General features: G+C 33.5%; 22 protein-coding genes. 7 read left to right on the top strand and 15 right to left on the bottom strand.

Annotated features, from left to right (window positions below):
* The first annotated feature begins 2 nt into the window (after positions 1–2).
* Together ACS5L2_RS08995 and ACS5L2_RS09000 are read left to right on the top strand one after the other, a co-directional pair.
* Positions 3–1,640 (top strand): ABC transporter permease, encoded by a 1,638-nt coding sequence (locus ACS5L2_RS08995; RefSeq protein WP_459201648.1) that lies wholly within the window; start codon positions 3–5, stop codon positions 1,638–1,640.
* Positions 1,631–2,599: an ABC transporter ATP-binding protein gene (locus tag ACS5L2_RS09000; protein WP_459201649.1), complete on the top strand. Its 969-nt coding sequence runs from the start codon at positions 1,631–1,633 to the stop codon at positions 2,597–2,599. The genes ACS5L2_RS08995 and ACS5L2_RS09000 overlap by 10 nt, the downstream gene beginning before the upstream one ends.
* A gap of 6 nt (positions 2,600–2,605) precedes the next feature.
* Here ACS5L2_RS09000 and ACS5L2_RS09005 read toward each other — a convergent pair whose 3' ends face one another.
* Genes ACS5L2_RS09005 through ACS5L2_RS09020 form a run of 4 tightly spaced genes read right to left on the bottom strand, consistent with a single transcriptional unit; the run spans position 2,606 to position 5,940 of the window.
* Positions 2,606–3,145, bottom strand: a complete 540-nt coding sequence (locus ACS5L2_RS09005; protein WP_459201650.1) for a hypothetical protein — start codon at positions 3,143–3,145, stop codon at positions 2,606–2,608.
* 8 nt (positions 3,146–3,153) lie between these two features.
* Positions 3,154–4,434 carry an alkaline phosphatase family protein gene (locus ACS5L2_RS09010; RefSeq protein WP_459201651.1) on the bottom strand — a complete coding sequence of 427 codons (1,281 nt, stop codon included), beginning with the start codon at positions 4,432–4,434 and terminating at the stop codon, positions 3,154–3,156.
* 9 nt (positions 4,435–4,443) lie between these two features.
* The gene (locus ACS5L2_RS09015; RefSeq protein ID WP_459201652.1) at positions 4,444–5,253 is read right to left on the bottom strand and encodes a hypothetical protein; all 810 of its coding nucleotides are present in this window, start codon (positions 5,251–5,253) and stop codon (positions 4,444–4,446) included.
* 30 nt (positions 5,254–5,283) lie between these two features.
* Positions 5,284–5,940, bottom strand: a complete 657-nt coding sequence (locus ACS5L2_RS09020) for a sugar phosphate isomerase/epimerase family protein (protein WP_459201653.1) — start codon at positions 5,938–5,940, stop codon at positions 5,284–5,286.
* Positions 5,941–6,105: 165 nt separating this feature from the next.
* Between ACS5L2_RS09020 and ACS5L2_RS09025 the strand changes: the two genes are divergently transcribed.
* Both ACS5L2_RS09025 and argC read left to right on the top strand, forming a co-directional pair.
* Positions 6,106–6,627 (top strand): nitroreductase family protein, encoded by a 522-nt coding sequence (locus ACS5L2_RS09025; RefSeq protein WP_459201654.1) that lies wholly within the window; start codon positions 6,106–6,108, stop codon positions 6,625–6,627.
* Positions 6,628–6,764: 137 nt separating this feature from the next.
* Positions 6,765–7,796 carry an N-acetyl-gamma-glutamyl-phosphate reductase gene (argC, locus tag ACS5L2_RS09030; RefSeq protein ID WP_459201655.1) on the top strand — a complete coding sequence of 344 codons (1,032 nt, stop codon included), beginning with the start codon at positions 6,765–6,767 and terminating at the stop codon, positions 7,794–7,796.
* A 23-nt stretch (positions 7,797–7,819) separates the two neighbouring features.
* On the opposite strand, the gene cofC is transcribed toward argC, so the two are convergent.
* From cofC to ACS5L2_RS09060, 6 genes are read right to left on the bottom strand one after another with little or no spacing between them, the layout of a single operon-like run.
* Positions 7,820–8,488: a 2-phospho-L-lactate guanylyltransferase gene (gene cofC / locus ACS5L2_RS09035; RefSeq protein ID WP_459201656.1), complete on the bottom strand. Its 669-nt coding sequence runs from the start codon at positions 8,486–8,488 to the stop codon at positions 7,820–7,822.
* 45 nt (positions 8,489–8,533) lie between these two features.
* The gene (locus tag ACS5L2_RS09040; RefSeq protein WP_459201657.1) at positions 8,534–9,151 is read right to left on the bottom strand and encodes an MBL fold metallo-hydrolase; all 618 of its coding nucleotides are present in this window, start codon (positions 9,149–9,151) and stop codon (positions 8,534–8,536) included.
* A 12-nt stretch (positions 9,152–9,163) separates the two neighbouring features.
* Positions 9,164–9,889, bottom strand: a complete 726-nt coding sequence (locus tag ACS5L2_RS09045) for a biotin--[acetyl-CoA-carboxylase] ligase (protein ID WP_459201658.1) — start codon at positions 9,887–9,889, stop codon at positions 9,164–9,166.
* The gene (locus ACS5L2_RS09050) at positions 9,870–10,256 is read right to left on the bottom strand and encodes an OB-fold nucleic acid binding domain-containing protein (protein WP_459201659.1); all 387 of its coding nucleotides are present in this window, start codon (positions 10,254–10,256) and stop codon (positions 9,870–9,872) included. Before ACS5L2_RS09050 ends, ACS5L2_RS09045 begins: the two co-directional genes overlap by 20 nt.
* A 12-nt stretch (positions 10,257–10,268) precedes the next feature.
* Positions 10,269–10,586: a nucleic acid-binding protein gene (locus ACS5L2_RS09055; RefSeq protein WP_459201660.1), complete on the bottom strand. Its 318-nt coding sequence runs from the start codon at positions 10,584–10,586 to the stop codon at positions 10,269–10,271.
* Positions 10,587–10,588: 2 nt separating this feature from the next.
* The gene (locus ACS5L2_RS09060) at positions 10,589–11,488 is read right to left on the bottom strand and encodes a DNA-binding protein (protein ID WP_459201661.1); all 900 of its coding nucleotides are present in this window, start codon (positions 11,486–11,488) and stop codon (positions 10,589–10,591) included.
* A gap of 183 nt (positions 11,489–11,671) precedes the next feature.
* Between ACS5L2_RS09060 and purT the strand changes: the two genes are divergently transcribed.
* Positions 11,672–12,838 carry a formate-dependent phosphoribosylglycinamide formyltransferase gene (gene purT / locus ACS5L2_RS09065; protein ID WP_459201662.1) on the top strand — a complete coding sequence of 389 codons (1,167 nt, stop codon included), beginning with the start codon at positions 11,672–11,674 and terminating at the stop codon, positions 12,836–12,838.
* Positions 12,839–12,903: 65 nt separating this feature from the next.
* On the opposite strand, the gene ACS5L2_RS09070 is transcribed toward purT, so the two are convergent.
* From ACS5L2_RS09070 to ACS5L2_RS09090, 5 genes are all read right to left on the bottom strand, one after another.
* Positions 12,904–13,578 carry a metal-dependent hydrolase gene (locus tag ACS5L2_RS09070; protein WP_459201663.1) on the bottom strand — a complete coding sequence of 225 codons (675 nt, stop codon included), beginning with the start codon at positions 13,576–13,578 and terminating at the stop codon, positions 12,904–12,906.
* 38 nt (positions 13,579–13,616) lie between these two features.
* On the bottom strand, positions 13,617–15,149 hold the full coding sequence (hmdC, locus tag ACS5L2_RS09075) for a 5,10-methenyltetrahydromethanopterin hydrogenase cofactor biosynthesis protein HmdC (protein WP_459201664.1): 1,533 nt from the start codon (positions 15,147–15,149) through the stop codon (positions 13,617–13,619).
* A 30-nt stretch (positions 15,150–15,179) separates the two neighbouring features.
* Positions 15,180–16,205, bottom strand: coding sequence for a 5,10-methenyltetrahydromethanopterin hydrogenase cofactor biosynthesis protein HmdB (gene hmdB, locus ACS5L2_RS09080; protein ID WP_459201665.1), 1,026 nt, complete (start codon positions 16,203–16,205; stop codon positions 15,180–15,182).
* Positions 16,206–16,265: 60 nt separating this feature from the next.
* Positions 16,266–17,330: a 5,10-methenyltetrahydromethanopterin hydrogenase gene (hmd, locus tag ACS5L2_RS09085; protein ID WP_459201666.1), complete on the bottom strand. Its 1,065-nt coding sequence runs from the start codon at positions 17,328–17,330 to the stop codon at positions 16,266–16,268.
* 308 nt (positions 17,331–17,638) lie between these two features.
* On the bottom strand, positions 17,639–18,208 hold the full coding sequence (locus ACS5L2_RS09090) for a cyclase family protein (protein WP_459201667.1): 570 nt from the start codon (positions 18,206–18,208) through the stop codon (positions 17,639–17,641).
* A 74-nt stretch (positions 18,209–18,282) separates the two neighbouring features.
* On the opposite strand from ACS5L2_RS09090, the gene ACS5L2_RS09095 reads away from it, so the two are divergent.
* Both ACS5L2_RS09095 and ACS5L2_RS09100 read left to right on the top strand, forming a co-directional pair.
* Positions 18,283–18,939 carry a histidinol phosphate phosphatase domain-containing protein gene (locus ACS5L2_RS09095; RefSeq protein WP_459201668.1) on the top strand — a complete coding sequence of 219 codons (657 nt, stop codon included), beginning with the start codon at positions 18,283–18,285 and terminating at the stop codon, positions 18,937–18,939.
* A 15-nt stretch (positions 18,940–18,954) separates the two neighbouring features.
* Positions 18,955–19,800 (top strand): fumarate hydratase, encoded by an 846-nt coding sequence (locus ACS5L2_RS09100; protein WP_459201669.1) that lies wholly within the window; start codon positions 18,955–18,957, stop codon positions 19,798–19,800.
* Positions 19,801–19,880: the final 80 nt, after the last annotated feature.

Here is a 19,880-nt window from a genome sequence, read left to right on the forward strand (position 1 = left end):
AAATGAAAGAATTATTTAAAAAAGAAACGCTACCAAAAGTTTATCCAAAAGTTCTTGAAAATGGTTTTTATATACTTGCAAACGCTTTTTTATTGATATTTATAATGTATCCCGTGCTCACTGTATTTTTACAATCATTTTACGGCTCAAACGGTTTTACAATTGACGCTTATTCTAAATTTATTTCAGATTCGTACTATTTTAGTATTTTAAAAAACAGTATTGTTGTAGCGTGTTTTTCAACAGTAATTTCTTTAATATTGGGTTTTATTTTTTCAATAATCATTTTTAAAACCGATTTTAAATTTAAAAATTTTTTTAAAATCGCAGTTTTCCTACCAATAATTACTCCGGGTTTTATTTCATCACTTGCATATGTTTTTCTTTTTGGAAGACACGGGGCGGTTACTTACGGGTTGTTTGGACTTGAACCAAATATATACGGATGGAAAAGTGTCGTAATAATGCAGTCTATTGACTACACGACAACTGCATTTTTTATAATTTCTGCGGTACTTCTTGGAATTTCTGGGGAATTTGAGGATGCTGCAAGAAATTTGGGTTCAAACGAATTCCAAGTTTTCAAAAAAGTAACGCTACCGTTATTGATTCCCGGAATATTGAGTGCAGGGCTTTTGATATTCATGCAGTCAATGGCAGATTTTGGAACCCCGATAATTGTTGGCGGTAATTTCAACACGCTTGCAACGGCGTCGTATTTTGAAATAATCGGAAGATATAATATTCAAATGGCATCAACTCTTAGTGTAATACTTCTTTTTCCATCATTAGCCCTTTTTTATTTGTATTCTAAATACCACAAAGGTTACGGTCTTAAAAAATCTAAATTAACAAAATATTCACTCAGTAATATACAAAAAGTAATTCTCGGAATTCCTGCAGTGTTTTTCTCAATAATCGCGTATCTTTTGTTTTTTGCGGTTTTTGTAGCATCATTTACAAAGAGTTTTGGCCACAACTACACTTTAACTTTAGATTATTTTTTCGAAGCAATCAATGCAGGACAGTTAGCGATAAAAAACACGCTTATATATTCACTATCTTCAAGCATTCTGGTGGCTTTTTTAGGGGTAGCTTATTCTTATATCGTGTACAGGGGAAAATTTTTCGGTCGAAAACTAATGGATTTAGTAATAACACTTCCGTTTGCAATACCAGGAACATTTATGGGTTTAGGCTACCTTTTAGCATTTAATAATTATCCATTACTGCTAACCGGAACGTCTTCAATTATAATTTTAAACTGCATGGTTAGAAAGCTTCCTTTTTCATTTAAAACAGGAAATTCGGTACTTTCCCAGATAGAAGAGTCTGTCGAAGAAGCATCTCTTAATCTTGGTGCAAATCGATTAAAAACGTTTTATAAAGTAGTTCTTCCATTATTAAAGCCAGCAATAATATTCAGCATGATATATACTTTTATCGCAACAATAAAGTCGTTAGGTTCGATAATCTTTTTAATGACCGCAAATACAAAAGTGCTATCTGCAATGGTATTTGAATCAACTATAAACCGGCAGCTTGGTGTAGGGGCGTGCTATTCGATGTTTATGGTTATTTTATCGATAATCGGGATAGTGGGAATATTGAAAATGAAAGGGGATAAAAAATGGATTTAAGGCTTGAAAATATCTCAAAAAACTTTGAAGAACACAGTGTTTTACGAGACATCAATTTTGAATGCGGTGAAGAGCTTGTATCACTTGTTGGTTCCAGCGGGTGTGGAAAAACAACGTGTTTGAGGATTATTGCAGGGTTTGAAAGGCCTGACACCGGAAAAATTTTTTTAAATGGGAAAGACATAACAAATGTTCCTCCAAATAAGCGGAATATCGGGCTTGTATTTCAAAATTACGCGCTTTTTCCACATTTAAATGTTTTTGAAAATATCGCGTATGGTTTAAGGTTGAAAAAATTTAGTAAATCGGATATCGCTGAAAAGGTAAAAAATTCAATAGATATTGTAAATTTGGGAGGATATGAAAAATACTCTATTGAAGAATTGAGCGGCGGGATGCAGCAGAGGGTTGCAATTGCAAGAGCAATAGTGATAGAACCAAAAGCAATGCTTTTAGATGAACCATTAAGTAATTTGGATGCAAAATTAAGGATAAAAATGAGAAAAGAGCTTAAAGAACTACAAAGAAATTTTGAAATCCCGACAATTTATGTAACACACGACCAGGAAGAAGCACTCGCCCTTTCAGATAATGTTGCAGTAATGAATAACGGGGAAATAGAACAATTTGGAGAGCCTTATTCTATATATTCTTCCCCGAAAACCGAGTTTGTTGCAAAATTCATCGGAATTATCAATGAAATTCCTTCTTCAATACTTAATGAATTAGATATTGAAGTCAATGATAAAAAGTACTTTTTAAGGCCCGAATCGATAAAACTTGGAAAAGGTCACTTTAAAGGCGAAATTTTAGATTATGAATTTTTGGGAAGCATTACAAGATATGTCGTAAAATACGGTAATTATTTATTTACTGTTCAGACAAATAAGCCAACAGATTTTAAAATAGGGGATGAAGTTTCGTTTGATTTTGATAAAAACCGCATAATTTCAATTTAATGTTTTTTAAATAATTTTTAAAATTTTTAGGTAATTTTCAATTATTTTTTGATATTTTTCATCAAATTTGAACTCAGAAATTGTATAAAACGCAGTTTTTTTCCAGTTTTCACAGGTATTTTTATCAATATTTAACTTTTTCAGGAAATCACAGTTTCCCCTAAAAACGTGGTTTTTAAAAGAAGAATTTTCGATATTATATCTATTTTTCAAAAAGCTGTCAAAATATGCATAAATAATTGCGTTTTCTTCAATTGAAATATTATTTTTAAGTCTTATTTCATATTTCCAGATATTATCTAAATGCAGGTGAAGTTTATACCCGTTTAAAAAAGATATTTCAGAAGGAATATTCCTTTCAAAGAAACATTCTGGATCGGAATCGTAAAAATGGGTAATTTTTCGCTCGATATCTGAAAAATATCCAATATCAGGTACACAAGCTCCAAAGTAAAAGTTATCCGCATCAAAATCTTTTTTTACATCTATCCGGTTTTTTTCAAGAAAGATTTTTGATAAAACAAGGTGCGCGTATAAATTTGGCATAAATTTACCTATTTTAAGTGTTCGATTGAACTATCATCTGGAATATAATTTAAAAGTTTGTTTCCAATTTTTGCGCCATACAGTCCTGCTTTATTGGTGTAAAGTAGTATTAACTTCATTAATTCGTTTGAATAAATTTTTAAATGTCCTTTTGAGCAATCTTTTTCGTTAAAATGTATAACCGGGTCGTTTAAAATACCATTTTTAAACACTGCAATTGGAACATCTTCTCCCGAATGAATCAATGTTCCAACAGAGGGCGTGGAATGATCTGCAGTAACAATAACTATTTCATCGTTTAATTCATTTATTTTTTGAAGGCATCTATCTATTTTTTCGATAACTTCGACTTTGTTGACTGGATTTTTTGTATGGCCTGCTTCATCGGGCTCCTTAGTGTGGATATGTACAAAATCATAATTTTCTAATTCAATTCCTTTTAAAAATGCTTTTTGAAAATCTCCTTCAGGATAGTAGTCCATTTTCAGCAACTTTGCTAAACCTTTAAAAACACTGCTTTTTGCAATTACTGCGGCATTCATGCCCCAACGGTCTTTAAATGAATCTATTTCCCTATATTGGCCTGCCCACTTTGTAAGCAAGAAATTTGCAAGCTGGGACTTGTTTTCTTTTCTTTTAACATTTATCGGATGATTTTCAAGGATTTCACTGCATTTTAAAAGATATTTATTTAATATTTCAGCAGTTTTTTCTGCATTTTCAAGCTCTAAATTTTCTAAACTGTTTTTAAGGGGTTTTACTTTTAAAACATGTCTTTCTCGATAAAACGGGTCGCTATCTGATATTTTATCAGATAATTTATGATTTAATGAAGTTATTTCTAAAATACAGTGAGTATCAAAAGAGTAGTGTAAGTTAAATTCGTAATCTTCAATTTTTCTTGGAAGAGAATTTATAAGTTCGTTTATTTCTTCAATCGAGACGTTTTTAGTACGCCTGTCTTTTACAAAAAATCCGTTTTTTCTTTCCACGTATCCGAAAGTAGCCCTTAGGTAGATAGAATTATCTTTAAGTTCAATATCTTCGCCTAAAGCTTCAATAACGCCTCTTCCCGGGAATTCGGATAAACTGTACCCCCAGAGCAGAAAATGGGCAACTTCAGTTCCAAGTGGGACTCCTTTTTTATAAGGCGTCATCAATCCAGTAATACTTTTTTTTGCGAAGGTATCTAAATTCGGTGTTTTTGCATATTCAAGTGGAGTTTTGTCGTTTAAAATATCCGAAGGTCTATCTCCAAGCCCGTCTAACAGTACAAGTAGCGTTCTCATGGTATTCATTTAAAGAAACTTTTTCACTGTTTCAATATAGTTGAAATTATTATTATACCCGTTTTTTAAAATTTCAATTGACGAAGGATATATAAATTCATTTAAAATTTTTACAATTTTTTCCCTTTCAAATATTACCTTGCCGTCCAAATCCCGGTAATTTCCACTAAACATACAGGAATACTGATTTTTACCCTGTTCCCACGGTTCTCCAATAATTTCTTTTATTTCCGACCCTTCTTTAATATCTTTTACTGGGAGGACGAGCTCTACATCAAATTCATCGCATATTTTGTAGTATGTTTCGAGGGTTTCTTTAAACTGGTCGATTTTAAAATCATTGTCGTGAAGTATCCTCTCTCCGCTGATTATTTTTTTTCCAAGATGTTTCGCAAGCGGGATTCTTATCATTCGTAAATACGCATGGCATCCAATACACGGCGTGTAATACCCGTATTTTTGGACAGTATATGCAACGAATCTTCCATTAAGTGCGTTCCAGAGTTTTGGCTCGAAAATAAAGTGAAGGGGTAATAAAAACTTATTTTCATAAGTTTCTTTAATTTTTTTATTGATTACATTCCAGTTTCGATAGAAAATTTCCTTTTCACCGTAATCTGTGCCAGTGAACGCTAAAACTGGTAAAACAGCATCAATATCGTTATCTTCAAAAGCTTTTATGATTGCTGCAGCGCTATCTCGCCCTGAAAATTCTCCAACAGCGATTTTTTTTAAATCAATCCCGTTTTCTTCGATAATTTTTAACGTGTCTGCGGATAAGGCTAACTCTTTAAATGATTTTTTAAACTCGATATCCAAAATAACACCCGAATAAAGTAGAAATAGTTATTATTTGTAGTATTCAAGATATTTATGTAGCATGGTTTTTGTACGGACAATGTCTTCAACATTCATCAGTTCAATGAGCCAGAAATCACAGCCGATATTCAAAAGACCATCTAAAACAGGTTTTAAATTTGTCAAATCTTTTGGAGCAACGTGCCCTATTTTATCGCATTCCCTTTCGTAAGTGTGCACATTGTAAATTTTATCTGAAAAGAGGTCAACACAAGGGATTCTGTTTTCATATGGTACGTGCCCCATATCAAAAGTTATTCTGCACCCGGTTTCTTCTGCAACGTTCATTATATTTTCGGGTTTTGAAGAAAACCCATTTCTTAAGTTTTCGATACACAAAGTAATGTTTTTTTCTTTAGAATATTCGTTTAATTCCGAAACATTGTCCAAAAGAGTATTGTATTCTGGTTCTTTTCCATTATGAAGATGAATAGTTAGATAATCTGCATTTTCAAGACCATCAATTATATTTTTAAGTGTTTCAAGTCCTTTTTTATTGTTTGGAGTTCCAATATCTATGATAGGTGCGTGAAATCCATTAAGCCCTTTTTTAAAGTGTTCATCAATATGCGGGCAGAAATGAAGTCCCCAATCTGTAAATTCCAGTCCTTTTTCAGGTTTTGAAAATCGCATACAAGTTCCTATCATATAAGCACCGATACACAATATGGCAATCAAAATATATAAAAGTGTCATTAATAAATCTAATGGGTAGCAGGGTAAAATATATCTTTTTGAAAGATTGATATTTTATACGGGGAAACCTATTTTTCCGGAGTTAAATGACATTTAAACGAAAAAGAGGGGTATAATATGAATGCAATATTTGAAAGAAGAAGTATTCGACACTACACTTCTGAAGACGTTTCGGAAGAAATAGTCGATGACCTTTTAAAAGCTGCAATGTCTGCACCGAGTGCATGTGACCAGAGACCTTGGGATTTTGTAGTAATCCGGGATAAAAATACACTTTTGGGAATTTCTAAAATAAATAAACACGCAGAAATGCTAAAAGAAGCACCTGTTTCAATAGTTGTATGTGGAAACATGGGCAGGGTAAATGGGTCTTGCAAGCAGTTCTGGGCTCAGGATTGTGCAGCAGCAACGGAAAATATATTAATAGAAGCTCAGGATAGGGAAATTGGGGCAGTATGGCTTGGATTTTACCCTGTAGAAGAACGGGTTGAAAAAATAAGAAAAGTTTTGCATGCACCAGAAAATGTGGTTCCATTTTCAGTCGTGGCTCTTGGACATCCTGCAGAAAAGCCAATTCCGGTAGAAAAATTTGATAAAGAGCGAGTACACTATGAAAAATGGCAGATTGGGTATTTTTAAAAATCTAAATCATCAATCCTTTTAAATTTTTGAAAATATGAAATGTTTTTAATAAATTGATAATCATTACTTTTTTATTTTATCAAGGTTTATTTTATACAGCAAAAATTTTCGTATTATTTTAAAAGGTGGTTTTAATGAAAACAGTTTCGATAATAGGTGGAACAGGGTATACTGGCTCAGAACTTTTAAGATTACTTTCAAACCACGAAAAAGTCGAAGTTTTGAACGTAACTTCAAGAAAAGAGGAAGGAAAAAAGTTAACTGATTTTCATCCCCAAGTAAGAAATTTAAGTAACTACAACGATTTAAAATTCCAAAATATCGCTCCAGAAGATATAGATACGGATATTGTCTTTTGTGCAACACCTCACGGGGCATCAATGGCAATTGTTCCGATATTACATGAAAAAGGAATAAATGTAATTGATTTGAGTGGAGATTACAGGTTTGAAGATATTGATATGTACGAATCCTGGTATGGTTTGAAACACACTGGAAAAATAGATTCTGCAGTTTACGGCCTTCCAGAACTTCACCGGGAAAAAATAAAAAAGTCAAAAACAATTGCAAATCCGGGATGCTACCCAACAGGGGCAATTCTTTCAATGGCGCCGTTAGTTGCAAACGATCTTGTCGATGACAGGATAATTTTTGATTCAAAATCTGGAGTAAGTGGTGCAGGTGTCGAAGCAAGTCAGACCACCCATTTTCCAAACGTGAATGAAAATATCGGACCTTATAAAATAACAAAACACAGGCACAGCCCTGAAATTGGAAAAGAACTCGAATATCTTGCAAATAAAAGATTAAAAGTTTCCTTTACCCCGCATCTCCTCCCTGTCACAAGGGGAATTTTGACAACCGCACATTCGTTCCTTAAAGAAGACGTGAGCAGGGTAGACGTTATCGAAATCTACGAAGAATTTTACAGGGATGAATTTTTTATAAGAATTTTTGAAGAAGGAATGGTTTCCTTAACTGGAGTTCGCGGAACCAACTTCTGCGATATTGGCGGGTTTGAAATTGACCAGCACGGAAGAATTGTTGTAGTTTCAGCAATCGATAATCTTGTGAAAGGTGCAAGTGGCCAGGCAATTCAAAATATGAATATTATAATGGGATTCGATGAAAAAGAGGGTTTAAGCGTTGGCGGACTCAGGCCTTAAATTATTTTTAAAAAATATTTTATTTATTTTTTTATTACGTTGAATCTTCCAGCAGAAGAGTGTTTTGGAAGCACGTCTACACCGAGGCTTTTTAGGTACTTGTATGACTTAGTGTCAGTTCCATGAATGTAAATTTCTCCCAAATCTTCTACCGTGTTTACATCTATCGAAGTGTAGAATGAATGGCATTTTATTACTTTTAAATCGTTTTTTTCAGCTTCTTTTATATGTTTTAAAAAACTAAATCCTTCAAACTGTGTTTCCATGCAATTTTTTGGATTTAATAAAAGTAAATTCGTACCTCCGCCCCTTGAAGGGCAGATTACTATTGAATTTTTAACAGATTTACTTGTAATTGCTTTTAAATTCTCTTCTTTTAAAAGTGGGACGTCTGCTGGAGTTATCAAAATAGAATCTTCTTTTATAAACTTTAAAGAATAGTTTATCGCTTCATTTAATCCTTTAACAGTGCTGTCTTCTCGAATGGGTATTATCCCAAGATTTTTTGAAAATTCTAAAATTTCTTCGTCCTTGCTTACCACGTAGCAGGCATCGGCACAATCTTTTACTGTTTCGTAAGTATCGAGAAGAATGTTTTTTATAAGTTCTATTCTTTCACCAGAACTTAAAAATTCTTTTAACCTTGATTTGACACTTGATAATGGGGATACGGGTATTAGTGCAGCCAACATCTTTTACCACAACGTTTTAAATACTGATTATTTAGGGGTTTTAAATTATATAAATAACATTGCATTTGAAAACGCGCTCAAATCGCCAGCTTCTCCGTGCCCAGGATATATTTTCAAAACTCCATTTTTATGAGCTATTTTTTCAAGCACGTTTATCGATTTTCGTAAATCTGTAATGTTTCCTGTCGGTAAGTCCCACCTTCCAACACCGTATGCAAATATGGTATCTCCCGTAATCAGTGAATCTTTGTACAGGATACTTATCCCACCAGCAGTATGTCCTGGGGTATGTATAACCTCAATTCCGATTTCTTTTAATTCAGAATCGAATTTATTTATTCCAAAAAGTTCTTTTGGGGATTTTAACATCATTCCAAATAGACTACTTACTGTAACATTACTATTTTCTGCAAGATGGGGTAAATCTATTTCATGAATTAAAACTGGCGCATTAAATTCTTCCTGAAATAGATAATCACTTCCAGTATGGTCAAAATGGCAGTGGGTGTTAATAATGTAATCTATTTTATTAGTATGTGTTAAAACATCGTTTTTTAAAGATTCAAATTTTCCGGGAGTTCCAGGGTCTATTAAAATGACTTTTTTATCTATTATAAGGTATGAGTTTGAGTCGTAGCCTCTTCCATTCAATTTATAAATCAATCTACCACCTTTTTACCTTAAATGAATACAATCCCCAACACTGAATACGTCAACAACTTTTCCAGTATCAATATGAATCCCGTCATACGAAATATCGACAACTTTTCCGGTAATGGTTTTTTCAGGCATTATTAAATTCACGTTCTTGAACAAGGTTTTTGAATATTTCTTGTACTTTTCAAGAAGTGATCCATCATCAATTTTTAAATTTTGGGTGAATATTTCTATAAATTTATTTAAAATTAAATCAACGTCAAATTCAATTCGTTCTATTTCTTTTAATGAAGTAGCAATGTTTTTAAGTTCAGAATCAATAGTATTGTTGATATTTATTCCAATTCCAAGCACTATATATCCCTTTTCCACGTTTAATTCGGTTAATATCCCGCATATCTTTTTATTTTCAAATAAAATATCGTTTGGCCATTTTATCTCAAATTTTGCACCGGAAAAAGTTGTCAGTGTTTCTAAAACTGAAATGGAGCCCAAAAAATTTATTTTTTCAAGTTTTTTAACATCCTTAATATCCATTAAAATTGAAAAATAAAGTCCGCCGATTCCAGAAAACCATTTTCTATCAAGTCTTCCTTTCCCACGGGTTTGAAGTTCTGAAACCACGATTTTATTTCTTTTTCCAAGTTTTCCGAGGTTATATGTATAACTGTTTGTAGATTCAATATTTTTGTGTTTAATTATTTCAAAATCCAATACAATCACTCTAATAATTTTCAAAAACATTCAAAAAAAATTCGTCAGCTTCAATTTTTCTAACGATTTCTGGAAATACGTATATATTCTCTTTTAAATCTTTTCTAAGCCTTCCAACAACGAGCACAACGTCCCCTTTCCTGAAATTTTCAAGTTTTTTAGCCATTCCCTTAAATCCAGAAACCCGTATGTCGTCAGTTAAATCTTCTACAGTAACAGAACAGAATTCTTTTGCAATATTTGAATATTTTGAAACAATAACTCCGTATATTGCAACTCTTGAAACATTTTCTGAATTTTTAGTTAGGATATAATTTGATTCCCACTGGCCTTCTGTTTCGACGAATTTTCCAGAAGTTATCTCTCTTATCGGCATCCTTTTTGCAGGTATTCTCATGATAATACACCGTTAAATATTGTAATTTTGTATTTTTTCCATAAATTTTCCAAGAAGTTTTGGGGAACATTCGCTAACATCCACGATGGATTCTGAAAAGATGATGAGACCTTTTGGGGTGATTTTTAAGGTTCCAAAAACTAAAATTCGTGAACCAATCTGCATTTGAACAGATTTATCTTTAGAAATAATTATTTTTCCAGAAACATCTTCAATTTCTAATTTATCGTAATTTTCATCATTTTCAAGTCCAACAACTGTTCCAATTATTGCAAATGTACCATCAATTGCTGACTTGTCAATATCTCCAATTTTTTGAAGCGTATACATAATTATCCCTTTAATATATTGTTAAATTCTTCCATTACATCTAATTTATCCCAGGAATTACACCTAAATGTGGTATCTTTTAGATATTCATCATATGTGGTAAAACCGGAAGTTAAAATGTCGAGTCCAAGCAGTTCATCGTTTAAAATGTCCAATATATTCTCATCATCGATAATAATTTTTTTAAGTTCGTTAAAGTCTAAATATTTTGTATTATCGTTTAAAGTAAGTCGAATAGTTTTAGAACCATCATCAAGAGTGCACGTGCATAAAAACAGCCATTTTAGATTTTCATCTTCTTCATCGACTTTATTTCCACACTTGCATACAGCATAACCTTTTTTTAAGACCATTTTTTTGTTGCATTTATCGCAAACTGGAAAATATGGTTCTTTTGAATGAATTGCAACGATTAAACCTCTTAATTCTGCGCCCATTCCTTCATTTAATTCAGAAATAAATTTTCTTGAAAAGTCGTTCCTTTTAGCGTTGGATTTTTTTAAAAGCTCATCAATTGAAGGTAAATCTGATTCAATTTTTGATATTTTACCAGATTTTGAGAGTGCGAGATGTATTCTATCTTTATATTTCTTTGGGGCATGAGCATTTTCAATTAATATCGCATCTCCTTCATGTAAACCTTCTAAAAAACCTATCTGTTCTGACCATAATGATAAAAGTCCCCTTCCCGAGCCATCATTTACAACAACGTTCACAACAGGGTTATTTGACACGATTTTTTCTTCAAAAATCTTTTCAATTCTAACAATCGACTTTATTTCAATCATTTTTTCGATTATGTCGTTCAATAGTATCGTATCAATATCTTTACTTTGGAGCGTATTTTCTAATTTTTTAGAATTTTTCAGTACATCATCAAGACAGGAGTCTTTTTGGAGCATTTAATTCACCGGTTAGTTTCAAAGTTATATTTCGAGTTTTAATTTTATTTCAAAACAATTAATAAAAGTCAAAATTTAAAATAAGCTACAATTAAACTTATTATATAGTATAACAAAATTTATTTATATTTTTTATCTATAAATTTTAAAATACTGGTATAGATTAACACGCTTGGTGAAACAATGGTTGGTACTCCTCTTTTTTCAAATGCTAAGAAAATATTACTTCTTGGAAGCGGGGAACTTGGAAAAGAAGTTATTATCGAGGCTCAAAGGTTTGGTGTAGAATGTATCGCAGTTGATTCTTATGAAAATGCGCCTGCAATGCAGGTAGCGCATAGATTCCACGTAATTGACATGAAAGATGCGGGAGCTTTAAGGGCGGTAATCGAGAAGGAAAAACCAGATTTAATAGTTCCAGAAATCGAAGCAATAAATACTGATACTTTAAAGGAAATGGAAAGCGAAGGATATCACGTAATTCCAACTGCAAATGCTACAAAACTTACAATGGATAGAGAAGGAATCAGAAGGCTTGCATTTGAAAAATTGGGATTAAGAACCGCAAAATATGAATTTGCAGAAAATTTAGAAGAATTAAAAGGAGCAGTAAACAGAATCGGGATTCCATGTATTATAAAACCAATCATGTCTTCGTCTGGAAAAGGGCAGAGCACGATTAAATCTGAAAGCGATATTGAAAAATCCTGGGATTATGCAAAAAGCGCTGCGAGAGGGATTGGAACAAAGGTAATCGTCGAAGAATTTATCAAGTTTGACTATGAAATTACTCTTTTAACTGCAAGAACCGCGGAAGGAACCCGGTTTTGTGAACCAATTGGCCATATTCAGATCGACGGGGATTACCACGAAAGCTGGCAGCCTCATCCAATTTGTGCACCAACAAAGGCAAAAGCGCAAGCAATGGCAAAAAAGATAACTGATGAACTTGGTGGATATGGTATATTTGGCGTAGAACTCTTTGTTTTGGATGATGAAGTCATATTTAGTGAAGTATCCCCAAGACCCCACGATACAGGGATGGTTACAATGGTAACTCAAAAAATGAGCGAATTTGAAATTCACGCAAGAGCGATTCTCGGACTTCCGGTAAATGTTGATATTGTGTATCCAGGTGCAAGTCACGTTATAAAGTCAGAAATTCACAAATGGGCCCCAGAATATGAAATTTACGAAGCTTCAAAAGTAAAAGATACAAAAATAAGATTATTTGGAAAACCGGTTGCAAAAGTTGGACGTAGGATGGGTGTAGCACTTGCAGTGGCTGATGACGTTACAAAAGCAAGAGAAGCGGCAGAAAAAGCAGCACACCTTGTAAAAATTAAATAATTTATATTATTTTTTAGTTTAACTGAATTTTTATTTTATTTTATTTTATTTTATTTTTCAAAGATTCAAGCGAGCTTTATAACATAAAATACTAACAGTATCCAAATTCCGATTGCAAAAAAACCTTCTTTTTTTCTAAATGTATAATTTGATGGGTAGAGTGCTTTACATCCCATTGGTGTTATGCAGTCACCAACGAGATGTGATAAATATCCGATAGCGATTGGAATTATGTAAAATTCCAAACCCTGAAATGACGTAAAAGACGTTGAAATCATATTGTACAAAACCCAGGCAAAAACGGAAATTGCAACACTTTTTCCAAGAAGGTTATTGTTTGTAACCATTATTAATGCAATCAGTGAAGCCATTATTGGGGAAATTACCGATAATTTAAACGTTACATAACCTAAAATAATCGACATAACGCCCAAACTTAAAAACGTGTGCGTAATCCCCCTGTGTTCAGCATAATATGGTATAACATAAATTAAACTGCTTAAAATAGCTGCTATAAAAAAGCCGGTGTTGAAATATTCTGGTTTAAACAGATACGCTAAAATAGAAACTAAAATAAGGCCGCCTGAAAGATAGAGTCCTCTCTGAACTATTTCTGATTTTACATCGTGATCCAAGTCCGGATAGAGAGCGCCTGCAACAAGTAAAAAAATCTGTTCAGGAGAAGAAATAAATGGAAGTCCCATTAATATTCCAAGAGTGATATGTCCTTTCCAGTTCATTGTAACCACCAAAAGAAGCGCCTGCCTCTTTGGCAGGTTTATAGCAAGGGTATTGCATCAAATTTATTTTTAATTCTAAGTACGATTTCGGGAATCATCGTAGTGATTACTGTTTTGTCAGCACTTTCAAGAGCCTTTTTATCATTTCCGCTGCAAGCGTATGCATTTATCCCGTTATCATTTAAGATTTTGACGGTTGCATGTTCGACCCACGGGTCAACATCGCTTACGTATAGTTCTTCTGGTTTAAGTGCACTTGCAATACCCCATGAGATGTACCGTCCACCAAGAACCCCTACTTTATCGCAATTTAACTCTTCTTCAAGGGAATCAAGCGTTTTTCCAAAGTATGGCGCAGTATACATTTTGCTGTTTGTAACTGATACCCAGTGAGCATCACCCATGAAGTAATCTCCAACCATTGAAGGATATATCAAATGATTTCCTTGGTAGTTTAAAAATCTGCTACTTTTTGAAAGTACTTTTAAAAGTTCCCTGTTTGCAATGCAGATGTTAATTTTTTCAGCTTCTTCTTTCATTATTTTTAAAACTCTTGGAAGTCCAAAGTTGTTTCTTCTTGCTTCTTTAATATTATATCCACACATGTATCCGTGGTGGTTTCCACTAAATCCAGATAATATTACATTTAACCCGCTTCTAAGTCCAACCCTACATTCATCTTCGTATGCACCATTTGTTGCAACGACTCCTCCTTTAACAAGGATTCTTGAAACAGCAACTGCTTTCGCAAAATCTTTAAGGCGGTCTTTTGACCTGTTAAATGGTCCTCCTTCAACTACGAGTGCATCGACATCTAACTCAACACATGCGTTTAAACCCGCTATTAAATCTTCGTAACCATCTCCGACGTGGAATATTCCTTCAACGCCCCTGCCGAATTTTTGGGCTGCTTTTGCAACGTCTTCCATTTCTGACATATCTGCGCCGTGGTCTGTACCGCCCTGTTCTTCAACAACATTTACGCAGACAGTCGCGGATTTTTTTATCCAGTCACTAAATTCGTTAGAGTAGTCTCTTTCTTTTGTTGTGAGCCTTTTATGTATTCTATCTCTTGGACAACCTTTGTATGGTGGTCCATTATAATAGCAATCACCCATGCAGTGTGTTATCTCTTTTGGGAATCTCATCGGGCCAAATCTTCCAAAATGGTCGAGGTCGAGTGGAACTTCAACATTATTGTAAACTTCATTCATAACTTCAACAGGAGTTAATCCTTCTTTTTCAGCAATGTCTGCGAGAGCATATCCACAAAGATGTATCGGAAAACCCATGTAATCTGTTAAAATACAATTTTCAATAAATTGGGATAGATTTAATGACGAAGAACACGGTCCAACTCCAATTTCTAATAAATCGCAACCTAAAGGGAATCTACGAAAAATACTTCCCAATTTTTGAGTATCTTCAAAACTTAAATTATCAACAGAGTCTACAATCTCTATAATATCGGATTCTGTTAATTTCTGATTATTGATTTTATTGATAACAAGTTCTCGAAGTTCCATTGCAGAATCAAGATTGTTCAGGGAATTTTTTATGAGTTCGTCCATAATTTCACCTTATTTGCGGAATAAAAATGGTTAATTTAGTTTTGGGGTTAGTCCAAGTTCTTTTATCATGCATATGACATCGTTGAGGTTTCCAGTTTTTGGATTTCCAACACCTTTGATGTTCATCGGGTGGTTATCGGGGATTACTGTGGCAATGTTGCTTGCACCACCCAAAAGTGCAAACTGGGCTAATTCTGGCCCCATCGTTGGAGTTGGTGAGGTAATCCTGATATCGGGAAATAATAGTCTTGCAATTGCAATAGTTTTTGCCTGCTCAATTGCCGAGCATTTCGGGCAGTTTTCCATTGGAGTATCTTTGTACGGATTAAAACCCATTATCGGAATTTCTTCAACATCTAATTCTTTTAAAAAGAAGAGGTGATCAACCCTATCTTCATAAGTTTCCCCGATACCTATCAAAAGACCAGAAGACAGTTCTATCTTGTGTTTTTTAACTATTTTGCAGACATTTATTCTGTTATCTAAATTTTCTCCAGGTTTTACTTTATTAAAAACTGATTTATTGGTGGTTTCAAGATTACAACAAATTGTATCTATATTATATTTTTTAAGTTCTAAAATACAGTCTTCAGTTAGGTCCGCTCCAGCATTTACCAATACTTCTAAATTAGAAGCTGATTTAACTGCTTTAAGCGCTCTTATGACTTCTTTTCCATTATAACCGTGTCCTGAGGAACAACTTACCCTTCTAATACCAGAATTTTCAATTGCAACAGCCGAAGATTTTATCTGATCGTCGTCAGACCTGAAAGGTTTTACATAACCTTCAGAACTTGTACCTGCTGCAAAACCGCAGTATTCACATTTTGGAGTTACAGAACAGATGTTTGTTACGTGAACCGTTGATGTAATTTCAATTTTAGTTTTAAAAAAGTCCCTAACTTCAGAGGATATTGAAAAGAGTTCTAAATAATCATTCCAGTTTTTAATATTAAATAATTCAAGTGCATCTGATTTTGTTATCAAACCTTGTTTTACACTTATTTTCCCATCTTTAAGGTCTTGAAAATTGCTCCTTATTTTTGAAAATATCATTAAACCACCGGGTTTTAAATTACGCTGAAAAATTAAAAAAGAAATATGTTTTAGTAATACTTAAGGTTTTATTGAACAGCCGCATTCGCACTTGTTTTCGTTTGCGTGTTTTTCAAGAACTTTTAATGAAGCAGGAAGAATGTCTGCTAATGGACCAAAGCACATACTGTCTGCAGTTCCAGTTAATGCTTTTGGATTTAATTTTTCTTCCATGTTTTTAATGCCTTCTTTTTTCATCAAATCTAAGATTTGTGTGATTGCTTCGTCAGCCATCATTTGAGCAAAGTCTGCAGGAGCACCTAAGATTTGAGTTACTGAATCTCTGTAAGCTAAGATAGCAGCGTAAACTGGTGCGGTAACTGCTGAACCCATGTCACATACCGGGCTGATTAAGTTTGCAGGCATTTTGAATGCTTCTCCTCTTGCAGCTTTTGCAATACAGTAGAAGTCTTCTACTTTCTGTGCATCAGCTAAACCTTCTGAAAGGAATGCCTGACCTTTCATTTCAGGAACTGCTCCTGGGTGGTATGCGATAATGTTTAAATCGTCTCTTCCTAAGTCTTTGAAGATTTTTGCGAATTTAGGTGTAGGGATTGTACAAGCGTGTGTTACGATTGCACCTTTTTTAATTTCGCTTGCGAATTTTTCAATGATTGCTGGCTGGCTGCCACCTTTTGGTAACCATGTAATTACGATGTCTGCATCTTTTACGGCTTCAATATCGTTTGCAGTTACTTTTAAACCTACTGTTTCAGGGTGTACAAAGTGAATACATCCTTTAGGTGGTTTTGGTGTTTCTTTTGCTTTAGCAGTAACTGCTGCTCTAATTTCAGGCATTACTTTTTCTGCTTCTCCTGCTAAGTGTGCTTCCATTACCGCTTTGTAGTCGAACTGGTCGAGTACTACGATTCCAGGTTCTTCAGCAAAGCAAGGGTCTGAAACAACAACTTCTGTAATTTCAGGGATTAAGTGTAATAATTCTGCACCCATCGTGATTGTTGAGTGGGTCATTGCAATTTCTGGGATTCCTGCTTCTTTTGCAACCTGCGAAGCTCGTGAAAAGTTTGTGATTCCTGATGCAGCGTGTGTTCTGTAGCAGCCTGCACCTAATATTGCCACTTTCATATTTTACACCTCAATCATTGTAGAATTCATATAGGTAATATGAAACCTATTACGGGATAATACCTATATAAATATTGGTCATTAACTTAGTTAGTAACGATAGTTAAAAATAAATATTTTAATAAAATATTTTTTATATTTCATATTATAGTATTGGTTATTAGTATATAATACATATAGAAAAATTATCTTTTTGTCAATAAATAATATTATATCTATACAAAAATATTTGATGCTATTAAAGAATTAAATATCATGATAATAATGGCACTTATATCATTTTTAAGAATAATTTAAAAAATAGAATTTTAAAGGAATGCAACTGTATTGATTGGGGATCCATCAATTTTTTCAATATTTAATGGAAATCCACAGAATTTGAAGGATTTACCTTCCAAAAGTTCAAGATTTTTCATATTTTCAATTACTTTGATTTTTGAGGATAAAAGTTTTTCATGGACAGAAAAGTTACCGATTGAATAACAGTCGATTCCAACCGCTTTTAAATTTAAAGAAATTATCTTTTCAACAAATCTTTCAATATTCCCTTCTTTTTCAAAGTATATCGAATTTCCCCAGTATTTCGAAAAGCCTGTTTTTATCAATAATATTTCCACATTTTCGGGAGGATTTTTAAAAAAATCGTCTAAATTTTCAATCGAAACACAGTAACCGTTTCCAAAAACATTTTCAAATTTTTCGTTTGTAAGTCCAACATGCATTGGGTAGTCAATATGAGTTCCGGTATGAACGCCCATATTTAGCTCTGAAACAAAATATTTACCGTTATTTTTAGTTTGTATGTTAAATTCCGGGTCATTTGGATATACAAAATTTTCAATTTTATGGGATAAATTTATTATTTTTTCTTCTGCCATATTTTCTCCACATGGTTATTTATTTGATATTAATTATAATTGGATACGTTATAAATCTGGGCTTTGGTGATAATTTGAGGTATGACTTTCACACCCACACGGTATTTAGCGATGGAGAACTTATTCCTTCAGAACTTGTTAGAAGAGCAGTCGTGTTAGAACACGGGGCTATCGGGATAACTGACCATGCAGATGCAAGCAATTACAAGGAATTAATTGAAAAAAACACGTTAGCAAAAGAAGAACTTTCAAAATATTTAGATGAAATTGAAATTGTTGTTGGGGTCGAATTAACGCACATTCCTCCAAAATCGATTCCAAAAATGGCAAGAAAATGTAAGGATATTGGTGCAGAAATTGTTGTTGTTCACGGGGAAACTCCAGTTGAACCCGTAGCTGAAAAAACCAATTATTACGCGTTATCTTCAGAAGATGTTGATATTTTGGCACACCCGGGACTTATCGACTTTGAAACTGCAAAAAATGCCATTGAAAATAATATATTTTTTGAAATAACTTCCAGGAAAGGCCATTCACTTACAAACGGCCATGTAGTATCTGTTGCAAGGGAATTAAAAATTCCAATGGTTATAAATACAGATACGCATGCTCCAAGTGATTTAATAACTTACGAATTTGCAAGAAAAGTGGGACTTGGTGCAGGAATGTCATTTAGAGAGCTTGAAAATTCGTTAACAACGAATCCAATGGAAATTTTAAAAAGAATATAACTTATCGGTGTTTTTATGAGTAATATTTCAGAGATAGTCGTTGAATTATTTAAAGAAGCCTCAATTTATCTTCCAGATGACGTAAAGTCTAAATTAAAACATGCTGAAGAAATCGAGTGTGGTGCATGTAAAGATACATTAAAAGCAATTGAATTAAACAATAAAATTGCGGAAAGTAAGCAAATTCCGCTCTGTCAAGATACTGGAGTTCCGGTTGTTTTTTTGAAAATTGGAACCGGAATTTCGAGTGAAAAAATACTTGAAATAATCAAGGAAATTGAAAAAGGTGTGAAAAAAGCAACCGAAGAAATCCCGCTCAGGCCAAATGTTGTAAATCCGCTTACAAGGGAAAATCTTGGAACAAACACTGGAATGGGCGCACCATTTATAAATTTTGAATTTAGTGCTGATTTAAATAATGAAATTGAAATAACTGTTTTTCCAAAAGGCGCTGGAAGCGAAAACATGAGTGCCTTAAAGATGTTAACGCCATCTGAAGGAATAAACGGAATAAAAAAGTTTATACTTGAAACTGTTGCAAATGCAGGCGGTAAACCCTGTCCTCCAATAGTCTTGGGTGTTGGAATAGGTGGAACTGCAGATATTTCACTAAAATTAGCAAAAAAGGCGCTTTTAAGAGATATTGGTAATAGGAATCCTGAAAAATCGATTGAAGATTTGGAAAAAGAGTTAGTGGGCAGCATAAATCAGCTTGGAATTGGTGCAATGGGGCTTGGCGGCAAAATAACTGCTTTAGACGTGTTTATTGAGGTAAATGGATGCCACACTGCATCCCTTCCGGTTGGAATATGTATCCAGTGCTGGGCTGATAGAAAAGCAAAAAGAAAAATAACGCTATAAAAATTCGTAAAATAATAAAAATCATGAAATCTCTTTTTTTTAAATAGTTGAATGATTAGATAAGATATGTTTTTAAAAAG

It is taken from the genome of Methanococcus mangrovi, assembly GCF_054506835.1.

What these genes read in the sequence shown, in the direction of transcription:
- ACS5L2_RS08995 (WP_459201648.1), top strand. Translation starts at nt 3, where the DNA reads ATGAAAGAATTATTTAAAAAAGAAACGCTACCAAAAGTTTATCCAAAA.
- ACS5L2_RS09000 (WP_459201649.1), top strand. Translation starts at nt 1,631, where the DNA reads ATGGATTTAAGGCTTGAAAATATCTCAAAAAACTTTGAAGAACACAGT.
- ACS5L2_RS09005 (WP_459201650.1), bottom strand. Translation starts at nt 3,145, where the DNA reads ATGCCAAATTTATACGCGCACCTTGTTTTATCAAAAATCTTTCTTGAA.
- ACS5L2_RS09010 (WP_459201651.1), bottom strand. Translation starts at nt 4,434, where the DNA reads ATGAGAACGCTACTTGTACTGTTAGACGGGCTTGGAGATAGACCTTCG.
- ACS5L2_RS09020 (WP_459201653.1), bottom strand. Translation starts at nt 5,940, where the DNA reads ATGATAGGAACTTGTATGCGATTTTCAAAACCTGAAAAAGGACTGGAA.
- ACS5L2_RS09025 (WP_459201654.1), top strand. Translation starts at nt 6,106, where the DNA reads ATGAATGCAATATTTGAAAGAAGAAGTATTCGACACTACACTTCTGAA.
- argC (WP_459201655.1), top strand. Translation starts at nt 6,765, where the DNA reads ATGAAAACAGTTTCGATAATAGGTGGAACAGGGTATACTGGCTCAGAA.
- cofC (WP_459201656.1), bottom strand. Translation starts at nt 8,488, where the DNA reads ATGTTGGCTGCACTAATACCCGTATCCCCATTATCAAGTGTCAAATCA.
- ACS5L2_RS09045 (WP_459201658.1), bottom strand. Translation starts at nt 9,889, where the DNA reads ATGTTTTTGAAAATTATTAGAGTGATTGTATTGGATTTTGAAATAATT.
- ACS5L2_RS09050 (WP_459201659.1), bottom strand. Translation starts at nt 10,256, where the DNA reads ATGAGAATACCTGCAAAAAGGATGCCGATAAGAGAGATAACTTCTGGA.
- ACS5L2_RS09055 (WP_459201660.1), bottom strand. Translation starts at nt 10,586, where the DNA reads ATGTATACGCTTCAAAAAATTGGAGATATTGACAAGTCAGCAATTGAT.
- ACS5L2_RS09060 (WP_459201661.1), bottom strand. Translation starts at nt 11,488, where the DNA reads ATGCTCCAAAAAGACTCCTGTCTTGATGATGTACTGAAAAATTCTAAA.
- purT (WP_459201662.1), top strand. Translation starts at nt 11,672, where the DNA reads ATGGTTGGTACTCCTCTTTTTTCAAATGCTAAGAAAATATTACTTCTT.
- ACS5L2_RS09070 (WP_459201663.1), bottom strand. Translation starts at nt 13,578, where the DNA reads ATGAACTGGAAAGGACATATCACTCTTGGAATATTAATGGGACTTCCA.
- hmdC (WP_459201664.1), bottom strand. Translation starts at nt 15,149, where the DNA reads ATGGACGAACTCATAAAAAATTCCCTGAACAATCTTGATTCTGCAATG.
- hmdB (WP_459201665.1), bottom strand. Translation starts at nt 16,205, where the DNA reads ATGATATTTTCAAAAATAAGGAGCAATTTTCAAGACCTTAAAGATGGG.
- hmd (WP_459201666.1), bottom strand. Translation starts at nt 17,330, where the DNA reads ATGAAAGTGGCAATATTAGGTGCAGGCTGCTACAGAACACACGCTGCA.
- ACS5L2_RS09090 (WP_459201667.1), bottom strand. Translation starts at nt 18,208, where the DNA reads ATGGCAGAAGAAAAAATAATAAATTTATCCCATAAAATTGAAAATTTT.
- ACS5L2_RS09100 (WP_459201669.1), top strand. Translation starts at nt 18,955, where the DNA reads ATGAGTAATATTTCAGAGATAGTCGTTGAATTATTTAAAGAAGCCTCA.